Origin of the sequence: Serratia sp. X10, assembly GCF_017811775.1 — a bacterium.
In the GTDB taxonomy this organism is placed as follows: Bacteria; Pseudomonadota; Gammaproteobacteria; order Enterobacterales; family Enterobacteriaceae; genus Serratia; species Serratia ureilytica.
This window is the reverse complement of sequence record NZ_JAEIOH010000001.1, coordinates 454,339-471,749: the sequence shown is the minus strand read 5'-3', so window position 1 is coordinate 471,749 and position 17,411 is coordinate 454,339. Positions and strand designations below refer to the sequence as shown.

Sequence of the window (17,411 nt, the reverse complement as noted above, 5' to 3'; positions counted from 1 at the left end):
GTTAACGGGTATAAACGATAAACGAGCTTCTTCTGCCGATTTTGTCGTACAGCGAACGCGCCGGCGCGTTGTACTCCTGAGTCATCCAATAGACCCGATCGCTGCCGCGCGCCTCCGCCAGCCGATACGCCTGTTCGAACAGTTTTTCCGACACTTTATGGCCGCGCGCCTGCGGCGACACATAAAGATCTTCGATATAACAATAGCCCACCGCGCTCCAGGTGGACGGATGGAATACCAGGTTCATCAGCCCCAGCAGCCGGCCGTCGGCATCCTCCGCCACCAGCCCGTACACCTGTTCATCCTGCCCCAACCGTTCGAAGGTGCGATCGGTCACCTGCGGCGCCACGTCGGCGCGGTAGAAGTCGAGATAGCCCTGCCACAACGCCAGCCATTGCGCTCTGTCGTCGCCATTGATTCTGCGGATAGTCACTTCACGATTTGATGGGTTCATAGCGCCTCACGGGGTTAAGATATTATTTCCATTAGGGAAATAACCGAATAGCGGCAGAATACACCGCGCAGCGACGGTGTAATACGGACCAATTCAAAACGCCGAGCAGACCAATTTTAACCGCCGTTTTCCCGCGGCAGCGCGCTGAACACCTGAGCCAGCGTGGCGATAAAGCGAACGATCTCGTCCGGCGCATAGGCCGAGAAACCGAGCACCAGCGCCCCGCGCTGTGGCGCGCCGGTGTAGAAATCCGCCAGGCCGTACAATCGTATTCCCCGCTCGGCCGCCGCCGCCACCAGCCGCCGCTCCGTCGCCGCATCCGCCAGCGGGCAAACCAGCTGCAGGCCGCCCTGCGGCAAGGCCGGGCGCGTCCAGGGCGCGAGATGCCGATGCACCGCGTCGTACAGGACGTCCAACCTCGCCTTGTACAGCGTGCGCATATTGCGCAGATGCTCGGCGTAGCCGCCCTCGTGCAGGCAGTGGAACAGCGTCATCTGCGCCAACGCCGACGTGTAGCCGTCCTGAAACTGCCTGGCGGCGACCAATGGCCGCACCAGCTGCGGCGGCGCGATCATGAAACCGATGCGCAGCCCCGGAAACAGCGTCTTGCTGAAGGTGCCGATGTACAGCGTGCGACCGCCGCTGTCCAGCCCCTGCAGCGCCGCCTTGGTTTGTCGATCGTAGTTGAACTCGGCGTCGTAATCGTCTTCGATGATCCAGGCCCGCCGGCGCTGGGCCCACTGCAACAGCGCCAAGCGCCGCTCGAGACTCAGCGAGTATCCCAGCGGGTAATGATGGGACGGCGTGATGTAAACGCCCCGCCCGCCGCACGAAGCCTGCATCAGTTGCCCGACGTCCAGCCCCTGCTCATCGATGCCGATCGGCCGCGCCTGCAGCCCCGCCGACTGCACCAGTTTTTTCGCCCCCTGGTAACCCGGCTCTTCGACAAATACCGCATCGCCGGGATCGAACAGCACCTGCGTGCACAGCGCCAACGCCTGCTGAGAGCTGGTGACCACGATCACCTGCTCCGCCGTCGCCTTGACGCCCCGCTCCCGCTGCAAATAGTGCGCGATCTCCGCACGCAGCTCCGGCAAGCCCTGCGGATCGGCATAGCCCAACAGCCGCTCGCCGTGCCGCCGCAGCGCCTGCTTTTCCCACTGCAGCCACGAATCGATGGGAAACGCCCGCAGATCCGCCAGCGAGGGCGTCAGCGACGCCTGACGGCTGGTGTGCGGCGTATGGCTGACCGCCAGCAGCGCCCGGCCGCGATCGCTTAGCTCGCGCTCCGCCAACTGCGCCTCCTGGCCTGCCTGCGTCGCCAGCAGTTCACGGCCGAGCAGCGTATCGCAGCGATAGCGAACATAGCTGCCGCGCCCCACCGCCCGGCTGATGTATCCCTCCGCCTCCAGCCGCGCGTAGGTCTGCTCCACCGTATCGCGCGCCACCCCCAGCCGGGGTGCCAAGGCGCGGCTGGGCGGCAGCTTCGCCCGCCACGGCAGTTCCCCGGCGGTGATGAGCCGCAACAGGGCCTGATGCAGCGCCGAACGTCGGGTCAGCCCCTGCTGACGCTGCTGGGTGAAGGCCGTCAGGATTGCCGCGTCGTCCGCGCAGGATGGGTGGTCACTCATGGGCTGTCTGTTTCTCCAAACTCGGGGCGATTGCACACTACTCTACCTTATTTCATCCCCTCGGCGGCGGCAGTTGCGCTGCCCGGCGAAATCCCCTTAAATAAGCCATTGCATTGAGGCTACAGGATTTCCGTCGGCTATGAGCAAGGAGACCAACCAGCGTCTGCTGGAAAAACTGCTGCAGGATCTGGCCAGCGCGGGCGCGATGCCGCTGTATCTGCGCTTTAACGCCTCGGTGCGCCAGGCCATCGAGCAAGGATTGCTGAACGCGGGGGATTTCCTGCCCAGCGAGCGTCTGTTTACCGAACGGCTCGGCATCTCGCGCATCACGGTGCGCAAAGCGCTGGCCTGTCTTGAGCAAGACGGCATCATCGGCCGTTCACGCGGTTACGGCACTTTCATCCAGGCGCAACGGCCCGCGCCGAAGCTGCACTATTCATTAGCGGACGTCAAAGGGTTCTCGCGCGAGGTGATGCAACAAGGGCGCCGGCCGGACACGCAATGGCTCAGCCGCGAACGGGTGCCGGCCAGCGCCGAACTGGCGGAAAAGCTCCAGCTGGCGACCGGAACGCCGATCTATCAACTCAAACGCATTCACTTGATCGATCGGCAACCGATGTCGGTGGCGGTGTCCTACGTGGTGGCGGCGGCGATTGCCAACGTCGACGAGATTGGCATCTCGCTCTATGACTACTTCCGCCGAAATAACGTGGAGATGGGATCGCTGCGCAGCCAGGTCAGCGCGGCCATGGCCGATGACGACATCCGCCGGGCGCTGCAATTATCAGAACCGATGCCGCTGCTGATCGTGCGCCAGACGCTGTTCGACCACCGCAAGAAGCCTATCGAATACAGCGAAAGCTTCTGCCGCAGCGACATGTACGAGTTTACCAGCGAAAGCTGATCCGTTACGCCTCGCCCTGCCGACGGCGGCGAAAACGCACGAACGCCTGGGCATACGCCTCGACGTCCAGTGGATTCACCCGCTGCAACTGCGCCAGCAGCGCAGGATCCATCGCTTCGGCGCCGTGCAGCGCGCCGCAGACAGCGGTGGCCATCGCGCCGATGGTGTCGGTATCGCCCCCCAGGTTGGCGCACAGCACGGCGCAACGGGTAGGATCGGTTTGCGCCAGCTGCACCATCGCCAGCGCCGCCGGCACCGACTCGATGGTGCTCACCCCGGCGCCAATCAGTTGATATATCCGCTCGGATGCCTGTTCGGGATCGACCGCCTCATCCACCACCTGAAACGCCAACTCGATGCGCGCCGCCAGCGAAGGGCTGAACGTCGTCACCTGACGACGCTGGGCATACTCCGCCACGCCCGGCAATGCCAGGCGAATCGAGGCCCAGTCCGCCCCTTCCACCGCCCGCGAAACCGCCCAGGCGATCGCCACGGCACCGGCGACGGCGATGTCGGATTTGTGCGTCGGGCTGGAGGCCAGCCACACCTGCTGACAGAATCCCTCCAGCGGCGCAGACGGCAGCACGCAGCCCAAAGGCGAAATGCGCATCGCCGCGCCGTTGGTGATGCCGTTGTTTTCCAACGCGGCGATCGGCGTGCCCGCTTTCTGCTCGCTCAACGCCAGTTTGGAACTGGGGCCGAGAATGTTCTTGTTGAAGGCGTCAAAACTGTCCACCCAGCGGATCACGTTGCGGGCGATCAGTTCTGGCACCACCTCGCCTTCCGCTTCCAGCAGCGCATCGGCCAGCGCCAACGCCATCGAGGTATCGTCGGTATATTGCCCGGCCTTGAAGTAACAGGCGGCCGAGTTCTCCGCCGGCCCATCGAGGAAGCCGTCTATCCAGCCGAAGTGGCGCTTAACCCGCTCGCGCGGCCACAGCTCGGAAGGCATGCCGAGCGCGTCGCCCAGCATCTGTCCGTAAAATGCGCCCGCTATGCGTTCTGCCTGGGTTAATTGCTTCATCCATCGCTCCTGAGAAAATATGCCGATACCTCAATAATACCTTATTAGTACCTTTAAAGCTTATCAAGCTCCCCGGTTCACACTTTCCTTTCGCGGCAATGCCCGACGCGTTTAAGTTGCGTTTAACGTTGCCCCGCCGCTGTTTATCCGACGTTTATCAGAGCTTGTCGATAATGTCGGCGAACAAATTGATAACGCTTATTTTAATACATTGCTTCGGCTCTCTTGCGGGCCGGGCGGGTTATACCTACCATAACCTCAGCATTTTTTGCCAAAATGGTTCAGGTGGCCGCGTTATCCCCTGACACGCCGCAGAGCGTGTTCCCTTTTATCGCGTGGGTGACAGGACATTCACCCGCACAGTCACAGGAGTTCGCCATGCGAGTACTGGTTGTTGAAGATAATGGTTTGCTGCGCCACCACCTTTCCGTTCAGATGCGCGAGATGGGCCATCAGGTCGATGCGGCTGAAGACGCCAAGGAAGCCGATTATTTCCTGCAGGAGCATGCGCCGGATATCGCCATCGTCGATCTCGGCCTGCCGGGCGAAGACGGCCTGAGCCTGATCCGCCGTTGGCGCGCGCACCAGACCAAGCTGCCGATCCTGGTGCTGACCGCCCGCGAAAGCTGGCAGGACAAAGTGGCGGTGCTGGAAGCCGGCGCCGACGACTATGTCACCAAGCCGTTCCACCTGGAAGAAGTGATCGCCCGCATGCAGGCTTTGATGCGCCGCAACAGCGGCCTGGCATCGCAGGTGATCGTGCTGCCGCCGTTCCAGATCGATCTGTCGCGCCGCGAACTGAGCGTCAACGATCAACAGATCAAGTTGACCGCCTTTGAATACACCATCATCGAGACCCTGATCCGCAACGCCGGCAAGGTGGTGAGCAAGGATTCGTTGATGCTGCAGCTTTACCCGGATGCCGAACTGCGCGAAAGCCACACCATCGACGTGCTGATGGGCCGCTTGCGCAAGAAGGTGCAGGCGGAATACCCGCATGAAGTGATCACCACGGTACGTGGCCAGGGCTATCGTTTTGACGCGAAGTGAACATGATGTTCAACAAGAATAAAAAACCGTTTTCGCTGCGCGCCCGCTTCCTGATGGCGACCGCCGGGGTGATCCTGGCGCTGTCGCTCTCTTACGGTTTGGTGGCGGTCGTCGGCTACATCGTCAGCTTCGACAAGACCGCCTTCCGTCTGCTGCGCGGCGAAAGCAACCTGTTCTTCAGCCTGGCGCAGTGGAAAGACAACAAGCTCACCATCGCCATTCCTCCCGATATCGATCTCAATTTTCCCACGCTGGTGTTTATCTACGACGATAAAGGCAACCTGCTGTGGAGCCAGCGCAAGGTGCCGGAGCTGGAGAAGCTGATCAACAAGGAATGGCTGGAGGAGTCCGGCTTCTACGAAATTGACACCGATACCCGCATCAGTAGCGAAGTGCTGGGGGACAACCCCAAAGCGCAGGATCAGCTGAAGAATTATGACGATACCGATCAGAACGCGCTGACGCACTCGGTGGCGGTCAATACCTATGCCGCCACGGCGCGGCTGCCGGCGTTGACCATCGTGGTGGTCGACAGCATTCCGCAGGAGCTGCAGCGCTCAGACGTGGTGTGGGAGTGGTTCAGCTACGTGCTGCTGGCCAACCTGCTGCTGGTGGTGCCGCTGCTGTGGCTGGCGGCCTACTGGAGCCTGCGGCCGATCAAGGCGCTGGTCAATCAGGTGGGCGAGCTGGAGAACGGCGAACGCGATCAACTGGATGAGAACCCGCCCAGCGAACTGCGCGGCCTGGTGCGCAATTTGAACATTCTGGTGCGCAACGAACGCCAGCGCTACACCAAATACCGCACCACCCTGTCGGATCTGACCCACAGCCTGAAAACGCCGCTGGCGGTGCTGCAAAGCACCCTGCGCTCGCTGCGCAGCGGCAAGCAGACCACCATCGAAGAAGCCGAGCCGATCATGCTGGATCAGATCGGGCGCATCTCTCAGCAAATCGGTTACTACCTGCATCGGGCCAGCATCAACTCCGGCCAGACGGTGTTGACGCGCGAGATCCACTCGGTGCCGGCGCTGCTCGACAGCCTGGTGGTGGCGCTGAACAAGGTTTACCAGCGCAAAGGGGTGGTGATCACGCTGGACATCTCGCCGGAAGTGACCTTTATGGGCGAGAAGAACGACTTTATGGAAGTGATGGGCAATGTGTTGGAAAACGCCTGCAAATACTGCCTCGAGTTCGTGGAAATCACCTCGCTGCACTCCGAGAAAAACCTCATCCTCGTCATCGACGACGACGGCCCGGGCATCCCGGAAAGCAAGCGCCAGCTGATCTTCCAGCGCGGCCAGCGGGTGGATACCCTGCGTCCCGGCCAGGGCCTTGGCCTGTCGGTGGCGGCGGAGATCATCGAGCAATACGACGGCGAAATCGTCATCAGCGACAGCCCGCTCGGCGGCGCGCGCATGCAGGTCACCTTCGCCCGCCAGCACGATACCCACCACAACGAGTAAATTATGCCTCTGCGGCCCCGATCCACGGGGCCAAACTTCCGTTATAATCGCACTCAGGCTCACTCCTCTATCCTGGAATAGAACATGGATTATCAATTAGACCTGGACTGGAACGATTTTTTGCAACGTTATTGGCAAAAGCGTCCGGTGATTCTGAAGCGCGGCTTCAAAAACTTTATCGATCCGATCTCCCCGGATGAGCTGGCCGGGCTGGCGATGGAAAACGAAGTGGACAGCCGCCTGGTCAGCCACCAGGATGGACGTTGGCAGGTCGCGCACGGCCCCTTCGAGAGCTTCGATCACCTGAGCGAGAACAACTGGTCGCTGCTGGTGCAGGCGGTGGACCACTGGCATGAGCCTTCCGCCGCGCTGATGCGCCCGTTCCGCCAACTGCCGGACTGGCGGATGGATGACCTGATGATCTCCTTCTCGGTGCCGGGCGGCGGCGTCGGCCCGCACCTCGATCAGTACGACGTGTTCATCATTCAGGGCACTGGCCGCCGCCGCTGGCGCGTTGGGGAAAAAACGCCGCTGAAACAGCACTGCCCGCACCCGGATCTGCTGCAGGTAGAGCCGTTCGACGCCATCATCGACGAAGAGATGGAGCCGGGCGACATTCTCTACATTCCGCCGGGCTTCCCGCATGAAGGTTACGCGCTGGAAAACGCGCTCAACTACTCGGTGGGCTTCCGCGCGCCGAACGGCCGCGAGCTGGTGAGCGGCTTCGCCGATTACGTGCTGGCGCGCGAGCTGGGCAGCAAACGCTACGGCGATCCGGACGTTACACTGCGCGAACACCCGGCGGAGATCCTGCCGCAGGAAGTGGACGCCTTACGGCAGATGATGCTGGATCTGGTGCAACAGCCGGAACACTTCCAGCACTGGTTCGGCGAGTTTATCTCCCAATCGCGCCACGAGCTGGATCTGGCGCCGCCGGAGCCGCCGTATCAGGCCGGGGAAATCTACGAACTGCTGCAACAGGGTGAAGCGCTGCAGCGCCTGGGCGGGTTGCGCGTGCTGCGCATCGGCGATCGCTGCTTCGTCAACGGCGAACTGATCGACACCGACCAGCTGCAGGCCGCAGACGCCCTGTGCCAGCACTTCAGCGTTGACGCCGCCCTGCTCGGCGACGCGGTGGACGATCCGTCATTCCTGGCGCTGCTGACCGCGCTGGTCAACAGCGGCTATTGGTACTTTAACGACTGATTGCGAGTACGCGAACAAGCCACCCCATCGGGTGGCTTTTTTATGCTTGCCGCGCCTGCGCGCGAAAACCGGCCAGCGCTTCATTCGCCATGCCCGCCTGCTCCGCCGCCGCGCAAATCTGCCGCCAGGTATTGGCGTCTATCGGTATGCCCTGATCCAGCCGCGCCGCGCGGTTGGCCTCTTCCCATTCTCCCGGCACCGCGATCGGCTGTTCGCCGCTCGGCGGCGACGCCTTCACCCAGCCGATAAACGCTTCGGCCTCGGCCTGCATTTGCGGGGCGTCGAAGGCCTGAGGATCGAGGATCAGGGTCGTCATGCAGTTGAAGATGGCGTCGCTGTCGGCTTTCAGCGTGGCGTCGTGGGTGGTGCGGCCGCCGGAGAGCGCGCCGCCGAAGATCTCGCACATCGCCGCCAGCGCATAGCCTTTGTGCAAGCCGAACGGCAGCAGCGAACCGAACGGCGCTTCATGCATCACCTTCGGTTCGGCAGTTGGCCGCCCCTGTTCGTCGATCAGATAGCCCGGCGCCACCGACAAGCCTTTGTTATAAGCCACCCGGGTCTTGCCGAAGGCGATGCCGCTGGTGGCGAAATCCAACAGCAGCGGCGTGCGGCCCGGCCGCGGGAAAATGGCGCAGAACGGGTTGGTGCCGAAGCGGCGATCGCTGCCGCCGAACGGCGCCACCATCGGATCGCCTACCACGTTGACGAAGTGAATCGAGATAAAACCGGCGCGGGCGCACTGTTCCGCCCAATGGCCGATGCGGCCGATATGGTGCGCGTTGTGCAGCGCCACCGCCGCCAGGCCCAGCTTGCCGGCGCGTTCAATGCCCAGCGCCATCGCTTCGCTGGCCACCACCTGGCCGAAGCCGCGCGCGCCGTCGAGCGTCAGCACCGCGCCGGCGTCGCGCACCACCTCGGCATGCTGATTGAGCTGCAATTGCCCCTGCGCCAACGACGCCATGTAGCTGGGGATCATGCCGACGCCGTGCGAGTCGTGCCCGGCCAGATTGGCCTGCACCAGATGGTCGGCCACCAGCTCGGCTTCACGCGCCGTGCTGCCGGCCTGGCGCCAAATCGCCTGAACGAACTGCGCCAAATGCGGGCTGGCGATACGGTATTCGGTGCTCATCATGCGGTCCTTATGCGTGGGGAATAGGCTTCAACACTATGAGCAACGCCTTGTTACGGCAAGCGATTATGCCGATCGCAAGCGTCCCGTTTTAACTATGGTATCCGCACGTTAGCCCAGGCGACGAAAAGAGCGGGCGCCGCTACTTTAGCCACCCGGCATAAAGGCTCGCGTTATGGCGCCCCACCAGCCAAAAAAGAAACCCCCAACAAAATTTCGTTTGCCGGGGGTTAAAGATGCACTAATCAGACCATAACTATGGCTATTCGATACCGTATTTTTTCTCAGTTACGAATTTCGGCTCTTTCCAATTGGGGCCTTTAACTACTTTTCCATTTTGATCTTGAAGCACCCCTTTTTGGAATAATGCATCGTAAGTAGAAGAGAGTTCCCCGCTGGAAATTGCATCAAAGCGATTATAGGTATATAGACGATCCAATTTACGGTAATCAGAGGTCGGCCCCAAAAAAGTTAGCACATCTTCTACACTTTCATTTTTAACGATATCTTTTAAAGGCATTATTTCTTCCCTCCCATAGCATCTTTCAGCTCCTGTTCATATGCGGCTTGTAGGGCCCCATCTGTATAAAGTGCCTGTTCTTTTTCATTTATTCTATAGTCTTCAAGCGTAGCAGTATGTGTATTATTCCATACGGCCTTCTGTTCTTGAACACTGTGCGGAACCTCACCATCTTTTATGCCAAGATTCCTGTACCTTTCCAACTCTCTGATTTCATGAGTATAAAATCGCCTATCAGTGTCAGTTGGTTGTAGCTCCCCTTTCAAGATTTTATCCAAACGGTCAATCATCACTTGGTTTTCCGGAGTCTGTTCAAAACGCCCAGTATGCAGCTTCACCTTATCCACGCCGGCACGGTCGATGCTGGCCCCTTTCCAATCCAGATTCTGAATGGGGCCTCCGGCTTTATTGGTGTTGTATTCACGACCGCTGTATTTGCCCCTGGCGTTGGTTTCACCATAGGGCTTGCTCACCATCACATAGATGGCCTCTACACCAATCTCCGTCGCATCCGGCTGCCACAGGATAAAATCTTGCAGATCCTGCACCACATCCGCCGGGAAGGTGGTGACCACGATGCTGTCCGCCTGCCTGATGCCGGTGCCGGTATGCACTGGCGACTTAGGCCCCGGTGAGCCGTTGCCGGTATGCGCCGGCGCTGCCGGCCCGGTCGGTACCGGGTTGATCAGTATCGTTCTGGCCGGTGCGCCTGCCACCGCCGGCAGCGTGATTTTGTCCAGCCCCGTCAGCTCATCGCGAACGGGTCTGAATACCGGCACGCTCGGCGATACGCCGCCAACGCCCGTCCTGACAAAGTTGACGCTCTGTCTCCCGTCGTCGTCGGTGGTGATAAACCCGCGCACCGGCAAATCGACCGAGGTCATGCCGGGCTGGATAGTCGCCCGGCCCGCCGCCGCCAGGCTCGCCTGGAGGGCAAACAGATTGACATCCCGCCCGGGCACCTGGGCACTCCCGGCTCCGGCCTCCGTCGGGTAGAAGCCGAGGGCAAAAGCCCCCAGCACCGATCCGGCGGCGACCGCGGTGCCGGCGCGTATACTGCCGACTTCGGAGGCCGCCCGCCACGACGCGCTCGCTGCCCAGCCGGCCAGTTCGCTCGTGGTCGTCATCACACCTTGCCCGACCATCGACGTCTGCAACATCGCGGGCGCACGGTTGAGCACCATGGCACCTGCTGCCGCCAGCGCCGCATTGGCCGCTTTTAGCTTTTCTGGGGAATAGGCCGGTGCATCCAGAATCCCCGCTTTGGCGAATAGCGCTTTTCTTGCTGCTTCCGCCTTGCGGGTCTCTTCAGCCTTACGGGCTTCCTCGGCTTTGCGAGCCTCTTCGGCTTTGCGAGCTTCTTCGGCTTTGCGGGCCTCCTCAGCTTTGCGTTGTTCCTCAGCGACATCTCTGAGCATCTGTTGCCACTGTTGGTAAGCACGGGTGAGCGAAGGAACTTCTACTGTGGTTTTCCGGTATCCCGTCCGACTGTCTCCTTTCCCCCCACCGTTAATCTCATACTCAATCACAACCTCGGTCATGACTTTATTGTTATTCAGCCAATAGCCCGGTGGTATCTTCCCTTGCAGAACAGATGAATAGGCACTAAACGTGACGTTGTTTTCCGCCACCGTATTGGCATCACCATTGTTACCACTGGGCCCTCGCTCGTAATCACCGAGTCGGTAACCGGTTTCAACCTTTCCTGAGTAAAACGTCTTTTCATTTACTGTGCCCGCGTCGGCGGTAATTGAAAATATTGAATCTCTTTCTATTTGCGGTCGCACTGACTGAAAAGCCATCTCTACGGCGAGAGACTGCTCACGACGCATACCCGAAAGTCTTATACTCAACAGACCGCGCGCATCTACACTGACTAACTCGACTTTCGCCGATGGACTAATGCGCAGAGCCCGCTTTTGCAAATCCGCCAGCATGTTTTTAATCGCCGGATCATTCAGCACTGCGGTCATCTGGCGTTGGAAAGCACCCGCCTGAGAGTTGTCGTTGCCACTGTCTCGACCGCCATTGCCATTGGAGCCGCCACCGGGTTCGGGAGTATCTCCTTTTTCAGAACTCCAGTCAGTCCCATCCCCTTTTCCGCCGCCATAGTTAAATCCGCCCATATCTTTCTCCTTGTTCGAGACAGGCGGAGCAAATATTGCTTTATTCAGCCGCAATAATTACTCCGTTGAAAATCCCGTCAGTTGGCCGTGACTCAAGCATTTTGAGACGTTGAAATCATGCCTTCCAACGCCGCCAACCGCGCTTCCAGCCTTTCTCGAGCCGATCGCTCTTCCTTAAGCGCCTCAACCAGCAGCGCCACCACGCCGTTGATATTGATGCCCCGGGCATCTTTCAGCACGCTGCCGTCGTTGAGCTTCAATTCGGTTTGGGTTACCGACTGCGGCAATACGCTCTCCACTTCCTGAGCGATCACCCCGGCCTCCGGCACGCCCTGTTTGAGGTAGGTGTAGCCGCCGATATTGGCCAGCTTGTCCAATGCGCCGGCAATTTGGGTGATGTCCGTTTTCATGCGGGCGTCGGAGCTGCTGTGCCAGGCGCCGTTGGCAAATGCGTTGCCATCATGACGAAATTCGTACCAGCCATTGGCACCACCATTACCAACATGGACCCCCATAAAATGGTGCTGACCGATACGTTCATAGTGGTAGAGATTGGTGAACAGATCGCCGGCGCCCTGCAGATGTAGCCCGTTGGTCACCCGCTCGGCATTGTTATTATTTTTGTTTCCGCTAATCCAAATCCATCCATCGGGGTTACGTTTAGTCAGTTGGCCCACAGACAGTTCCGCATTCGGCCTGACCTGGAGTTCGTTCCAGTTTCCCTGCCAATCGCGGTAAGAGAGCAGGCCATAATCCTCTTTGCCGGCGACCACGCGTGACCCCATCAGCATGGTCGTGGTGACGTTACCGCTGGTGAAATTGGTATGTACGGCGGCCGCATCATAGACTTGCCCATTAATAAGTGGTGCTGGACCGGTGGTCACGGTGGAGATGCCAGCATTATGCGATACCATCGCCCCACCGGAAATATCAACGCCGTTACCGAGTGCAACCCTGCCGGAAGCCAGGCTGAAAGCGAAAGGACGCAAGGTGTTCCATTGTCCGTTTTGAGCTTGTCCAGCCTGGGTTGTCAGTAGGTAAAAAGCTTCGCCGTCGTTGCGCAGCATCACGCCGGTATTGCCATTTGCCAGCCGAAAACCGTTGGCCGATTTGGAGACGATTTCACCGTCGCTGACCACGCGCTGGCGCAGCGTAGACAGCGATTTCAGTTCGGCAATATCGTCGTTAACGCCGTTAATCACCTGAGCATTTTTCTTTTCTTCTGCCATGATTGTTACCCTCTTACGTCCTGTTTTATGGCGGTTAACAGCGCTCATTCCCCCAACATTCCCTGGCCACTGGGCTCACCGCACCGAAGCTGTAAAACCGGTTAAGCACACAGAAAACTGTATGCATAGCCAGCACTCTATATCGAAGGATAACGGGATTCCCTCACCGCGGGTTGTATGGTGAAGGGGACAACAATGAGGCAGGGAACGACAAGAAAACGGCGGGCGCGCTGAGCCCGCCGGGCGTATCAGAAAAGGGAATGCGGGCCGACGCAAGCCGGCCGGGGAACGAAGGGGTTTACCGCGCCCGCTCGGCGGCCAGCGCCGCGATGCGCATGATTACCGCCACCGCTTGCTCCATGCCCTCCAGCGTCACGAATTCGTGCTTGCCGTGGTAGTTGTAGCCGCCGGTGAACAGGTTCGGGCACGGCAGGCCGCGGAACGACAGCTGCGCGCCGTCGGTGCCGCCGCGGATCGGTTTCATCACAGGTATAATGTCGCAGTCGCGCATCGCCTGCTGCGCCAGCGCGATCACGTGCGGATGCTCCGCCACCTGTTCGCGCATGTTGTAATAACTGTCTTCGATGCTGACTTCAATATAGCAATCGCGCGGCAGGCCTTTGCCGACCTCGCGAGCGATATCCACCATCTTGCGTTTGCGCGCCTCGAATCCCTCGCGCTCGAAGTCGCGCAGGATGTAGTGCATTTCGGCGCGTTCCACGCTGCCCTTGATGCTGCTGAGGTGGTAAAAGCCCTGGTAACCCTCGGTGGTCTCCGGCGTTTCGTCCGCCGGCAGCGCCTGATGAATGCGGGTAGCCAGCGACAGCGCGTTGACCATCACGCCCTTGGCGCTGCCGGGGTGCACGCTGTTGCCGAGGATTTTGATCGTCACCGAGGCGGCATTGAAGTTCTCGCACTCCAGCTCACCGACGCCGCCGCCGTCCACCGTGTAAGCCCATTCAGCATTGAAGGCCGCCACGTCGAACAGCTGCGCCCCCTTGCCCACCTCTTCATCCGGGGTGAAGGCCACGCGGATGTCGCCGTGCGGGATTTTGCGCGCGCGCAGGCGCACCATGGCGGTGAGGATCTCGGCGATGCCGGCCTTGTCGTCGGCGCCCAGCAGCGTTTTGCCGTCGGTGGTGATCAGGGTCTGCCCCAACATCTGGTGCAGGATCGGGAACATCACCGGCGAGAGAACTTCATCACCAATGCCGAGCGCAATGTCGCCGCCGCGATAGTTCTCGACGATCTGCGGATTGACGTGTTTGCCGCTGAAATCCGGCGAAGTATCCAGATGGGCGATAAAACCGACCGCCGGCACCGGCCAGGCGACGTTACCCGGCCAGGTGCCCATCACGCAGCCGTGCTCGCTGAGCGACACCCGCTCGAAGCCGAGCGCGATCATTTCCTGCTGCAACGCGCGCGCCAGCTTCAACTGCCCGTCGGTGCTCGGCACATGCTTTACGTTCGCTTTGGACTGGGTGTCGAAAGAGACGTAGTTGAAAAAGCGGTCAAGTAATTTATCCATGGTAGCGGCCCCTCAGAATATCGCGTTTCATTATGCTGAACCGATCAGGATCAAATATTGCGTCAGGTCATTTTTAACCAGAATTCGCCAATATCATTAATCTTTGTGATGATTTCAGAGGGAAATAACGCTGTCATCACAGGGTCATTTGTCGCTATCATGATGAAAAACGCGGCATCTGGGCCGGATCGGCTTTCAATTCCGGCATTCAGCGTCTATCATGCGCGCTCGAAAAATTTCCATTGGCGCAACTGGTTTGAGCTTCTTTTGAATCGCGGGCATACCCGCAAGCTCCGGCAGTCTTTTCCAGTTGCGGTTCTATCTGCATTAGCCCACGGGATAGAGTAAGACGATAAATGACTGAGACATCCTCTCGAGCACCCCTTGTTGAACTGCATGCCCTGAGCAAAGCGTTCGATGGCAAAACCATCATTGCCGATCTGGATCTGACGATTAATCACGGCGAATTTCTCACCATTCTAGGCCCCTCCGGCTGTGGCAAAACCACGGTGCTGCGCCTGATTGCCGGTCTGGAAGACGCCGATCGGGGCCGCATCGCGCTCGACGGCCAGGACATCACCGCAATCCCGGCCGAGCATCGCCACGTCAACACCGTGTTTCAGAGCTATGCCCTGTTTCCGCACATGTCGGTGTTCGACAACGTCGCCTTCGGCCTGCGCATGCAAAAGGTGCCGGCGGCCGAACTGACGCCGCGCGTCGAAGAGGCGCTGCGCATGGTGCAGCTGGATGCGTTCGCCAAGCGGCGGCCGGGCCAGCTCTCCGGCGGCCAACAGCAACGAGTGGCCATCGCCCGCGCGGTGGTCAACAAGCCGAAAGTGCTGCTGCTGGACGAATCGCTGTCGGCGCTGGACTACAAGCTGCGCAAGCAGATGCAGAACGAACTGAAAGCGCTGCAGCGCAAGCTGGGCATCACCTTCGTGTTCGTCACCCACGATCAGGAAGAAGCGTTGACCATGTCGGATCGCATCGTGGTGATGCGCGAAGGCCGCATCGAGCAAGACGGCACGCCGCGTGAGATCTACGAAGAGCCGAAAAACCTGTTCGTCGCCAGCTTCATCGGCGAGATCAACATCTTCGACGCGGTGGTCTTGCAACGCCTCGATCCGCAGCGGGTGCGCGCCAACGTGGAAGGCCGCGAGTGCGACATCTACGCCGATCTGCCGGTAGAACCGGGCCAAAAGCTGAAGGTACTGCTGCGCCCGGAGGATCTGCGGGTGGAAGAAGTGAACGACAGCGCGCAGCACGACGGGCTGATCGGTTACGTGCGTGAGCGCAACTACAAAGGCATGACGCTGGAGTCGGTGGTCGAGCTGGAGAACGGCAAAACGGTGATGGTCAGCGAGTTCTTCAACGAAGACGATCCGGACGTCGATCACTCGCTCAATCAGAAGATGGCGGTGACCTGGGTCGAAAGCTGGGAGGTGGTGCTGGCCGATGAAGAAATCGCGTAAAGTCTTCCAGAATGTGGTGATCGTCGGCGTCGTCGCCTGGCTGTTGCTGTTCGTGTTCATGCCGAACCTGATGATCATCGGCGCCAGCTTCCTGACCCGTGATGACGCCAACCTGGTGCAGATGGTGTTCACGCTGGATAACTACCGGCGCTTGTTCGATCCGCTGTATGCCCAGGTGCTGCTGCACTCACTGAACATGGCGCTGATCGCCACCCTGTGCTGCCTGGTGATCGGCTATCCGTTCGCCTTTATTCTGGCGCGCTTGCCGCAGAAGGTGCGGCCGCTGCTGCTGTTTCTGCTGATCGTGCCCTTCTGGACCAACTCGCTGATCCGCATCTACGGCCTGAAGCTGTTTCTCAGCACCCGCGGCTATCTCAACGACGCGCTGCTGTGGATCGGCGTCATCGACAAGCCGCTGCGCATCATGTACACCTCGGAAGCGGTGATCCTCGGCCTCGTGTATATCCTGCTGCCGTTTATGGTGATGCCGCTCTACTCCAGCATCGAAAAGCTCGATAAATCCTGCCTGGAGGCGGCGCGCGATCTCGGCGCCAGCAAGCTGCAAACCTTTATCCGCATCATTGTGCCGCTGACCATGCCGGGCATTATCGCCGGCTGCCTGCTGGTGGTGCTGCCGGCGATGGGGCTGTTCTTCGTCGCCGATCTGATGGGCGGCGCCAAGAATCTGCTGATCGGCAACGTGATTAAAAGCCAGTTCCTCAACATCCGCGACTGGCCGTTCGGCGCGGCCACCAGCATCTGCCTGACGCTGGTGATGGGGCTGTTGCTGCTGGTCTATTACCGAGCCGCCCGCCTGCTGAACAAGAAGGAGGATCTGGCATGATCGGACGTCTGCTGCGCGGCGGCTTTATGACGCTGGTATACGCCTATCTGTATATCCCGATCGTCATTCTGATCGTCAACTCCTTCAACGCCTCGCGCTTTGGCATCAACTGGCAAGGGTTCACCACCAAGTGGTACAGCACGCTGCTGAATAACGACAGCCTGCTGCAGGCCGCGGGCCACTCGCTGACCATGGCGGTGCTCTCCGCCACCTTCGCCACGCTGATCGGCTCGCTGACCGCGGTGGCGCTGTACCGCTACCGCTTCCGCGGCAAACCGTTCGTCGGCGGCATGCTGTTTGTGGTGATGATGTCGCCGGACATCGTGATGGCCATCTCGCTGCTGGTGCTGTTCATGTTGCTGGGCATTTCACTCGGCTTCTGGTCGCTGCTGTTCTCGCACATCACCTTCTGCCTGCCGTTTGTGGTGGTGACCGTCTACGCGCGCCTGAAAGGCTTCGACGTGAAGATGCTGGAAGCCGCGCGCGATCTCGGCGCAAGCGAGTTCACCATTCTGCGCAAGATCATCCTGCCGCTGGCATTGCCGGCGGTAGCGGCCGGCTGGTTGCTGAGCTTCACCCTGTCGATGGACGACGTGGTGGTCTCCTCCTTCGTCACCGGACCGAGCTACGAGATTTTGCCGCTGAAGATCTATTCGATGGTGAAAGTCGGCGTCTCGCCGGAGGTTAACGCGCTGGCCACCATTTTGCTGCTGCTGTCGCTGACGCTGGTGATCGCCAGCCAGTGGGTGATGCGCGATCGCTCGCCCAAGGCCGAGTAATCCTTCCCGCCGGGCGCTGCGGCGCCCGTCTCTTTCATTGACCACAATGATA

At 60.0% G+C, this 17,411-nt stretch carries 16 protein-coding genes; 8 read left to right on the top strand and 8 right to left on the bottom strand.

Annotated elements, in window-relative coordinates:
• Position 1: 1 nt before the first annotated feature.
• Positions 2-454 carry a GNAT family N-acetyltransferase gene (locus tag J9788_RS02455; protein ID WP_033652064.1) on the bottom strand — a complete coding sequence of 151 codons (453 nt, stop codon included), beginning with the start codon at positions 452-454 and terminating at the stop codon, positions 2-4.
• A 116-nt stretch (positions 455-570) separates the two neighbouring features.
• The gene (locus J9788_RS02450; RefSeq protein ID WP_182264625.1) at positions 571-2,085 is read right to left on the bottom strand and encodes a PLP-dependent aminotransferase family protein; all 1,515 of its coding nucleotides are present in this window, start codon (positions 2,083-2,085) and stop codon (positions 571-573) included.
• A gap of 139 nt (positions 2,086-2,224) precedes the next feature.
• Between J9788_RS02450 and J9788_RS02445 the strand changes: the two genes are divergently transcribed.
• On the top strand, positions 2,225-2,989 hold the full coding sequence (locus J9788_RS02445; RefSeq protein WP_046899337.1) for a GntR family transcriptional regulator: 765 nt from the start codon (positions 2,225-2,227) through the stop codon (positions 2,987-2,989).
• 4 nt (positions 2,990-2,993) lie between these two features.
• Here the strand turns inward: J9788_RS02445 and J9788_RS02440 are convergent, their stop codons facing one another.
• Positions 2,994-4,013, bottom strand: a complete 1,020-nt coding sequence (locus J9788_RS02440; protein WP_182264626.1) for an ADP-ribosylglycohydrolase family protein — start codon at positions 4,011-4,013, stop codon at positions 2,994-2,996.
• Between the two features lie 378 nt (positions 4,014-4,391).
• On the opposite strand from J9788_RS02440, the gene phoP reads away from it, so the two are divergent.
• From phoP to J9788_RS02425, 3 genes are all read left to right on the top strand, one after another.
• Positions 4,392-5,063, top strand: a complete 672-nt coding sequence (gene phoP, locus J9788_RS02435) for a two-component system response regulator PhoP (protein ID WP_004941169.1) — start codon at positions 4,392-4,394, stop codon at positions 5,061-5,063.
• Positions 5,064-5,068: 5 nt separating this feature from the next.
• Positions 5,069-6,526: a two-component system sensor histidine kinase PhoQ gene (gene phoQ, locus J9788_RS02430; RefSeq protein WP_033652118.1), complete on the top strand. Its 1,458-nt coding sequence runs from the start codon at positions 5,069-5,071 to the stop codon at positions 6,524-6,526.
• An 84-nt stretch (positions 6,527-6,610) separates the two neighbouring features.
• Positions 6,611-7,732, top strand: coding sequence for a cupin domain-containing protein (locus J9788_RS02425; RefSeq protein ID WP_046899336.1), 1,122 nt, complete (start codon positions 6,611-6,613; stop codon positions 7,730-7,732).
• A 40-nt stretch (positions 7,733-7,772) separates the two neighbouring features.
• Here J9788_RS02425 and J9788_RS02420 read toward each other — a convergent pair whose 3' ends face one another.
• From J9788_RS02420 to pepT, 5 genes are all read right to left on the bottom strand, one after another.
• On the bottom strand, positions 7,773-8,861 hold the full coding sequence (locus J9788_RS02420; protein WP_182265105.1) for a malate/lactate/ureidoglycolate dehydrogenase: 1,089 nt from the start codon (positions 8,859-8,861) through the stop codon (positions 7,773-7,775).
• A gap of 262 nt (positions 8,862-9,123) precedes the next feature.
• Positions 9,124-9,381, bottom strand: a complete 258-nt coding sequence (locus tag J9788_RS02415) for a hypothetical protein (protein WP_015377593.1) — start codon at positions 9,379-9,381, stop codon at positions 9,124-9,126.
• The gene (locus tag J9788_RS02410; RefSeq protein WP_182264627.1) at positions 9,381-11,507 is read right to left on the bottom strand and encodes an S-type pyocin domain-containing protein; all 2,127 of its coding nucleotides are present in this window, start codon (positions 11,505-11,507) and stop codon (positions 9,381-9,383) included. Before J9788_RS02410 ends, J9788_RS02415 begins: the two co-directional genes overlap by 1 nt.
• A 92-nt stretch (positions 11,508-11,599) precedes the next feature.
• Positions 11,600-12,736, bottom strand: coding sequence for a tail fiber domain-containing protein (locus J9788_RS02405; protein ID WP_182264628.1), 1,137 nt, complete (start codon positions 12,734-12,736; stop codon positions 11,600-11,602).
• A gap of 298 nt (positions 12,737-13,034) precedes the next feature.
• Entirely contained in the window at positions 13,035-14,264 is a 1,230-nt protein-coding gene (gene pepT, locus J9788_RS02400; protein ID WP_046899334.1) for a peptidase T, read from the bottom strand.
• A 57-nt stretch (positions 14,265-14,321) separates the two neighbouring features.
• On the opposite strand from pepT, the gene J9788_RS02395 reads away from it, so the two are divergent.
• From J9788_RS02395 to potC, 4 genes are read left to right on the top strand one after another with little or no spacing between them, the layout of a single operon-like run.
• Positions 14,322-14,612 (top strand): hypothetical protein, encoded by a 291-nt coding sequence (locus tag J9788_RS02395; RefSeq protein ID WP_182264629.1) that lies wholly within the window; start codon positions 14,322-14,324, stop codon positions 14,610-14,612.
• 8 nt (positions 14,613-14,620) lie between these two features.
• Positions 14,621-15,736, top strand: a complete 1,116-nt coding sequence (gene potA / locus J9788_RS02390; RefSeq protein WP_046899333.1) for a spermidine/putrescine ABC transporter ATP-binding protein PotA — start codon at positions 14,621-14,623, stop codon at positions 15,734-15,736.
• Positions 15,720-16,580, top strand: a complete 861-nt coding sequence (potB, locus tag J9788_RS02385) for a spermidine/putrescine ABC transporter permease PotB (protein WP_033642771.1) — start codon at positions 15,720-15,722, stop codon at positions 16,578-16,580. The genes potA and potB overlap by 17 nt, the downstream gene beginning before the upstream one ends.
• Positions 16,577-17,359: a spermidine/putrescine ABC transporter permease PotC gene (potC, locus tag J9788_RS02380; RefSeq protein WP_046899331.1), complete on the top strand. Its 783-nt coding sequence runs from the start codon at positions 16,577-16,579 to the stop codon at positions 17,357-17,359. Before potB ends, potC begins: the two co-directional genes overlap by 4 nt.
• The last annotated feature ends 52 nt before the right edge of the window (positions 17,360-17,411 follow it).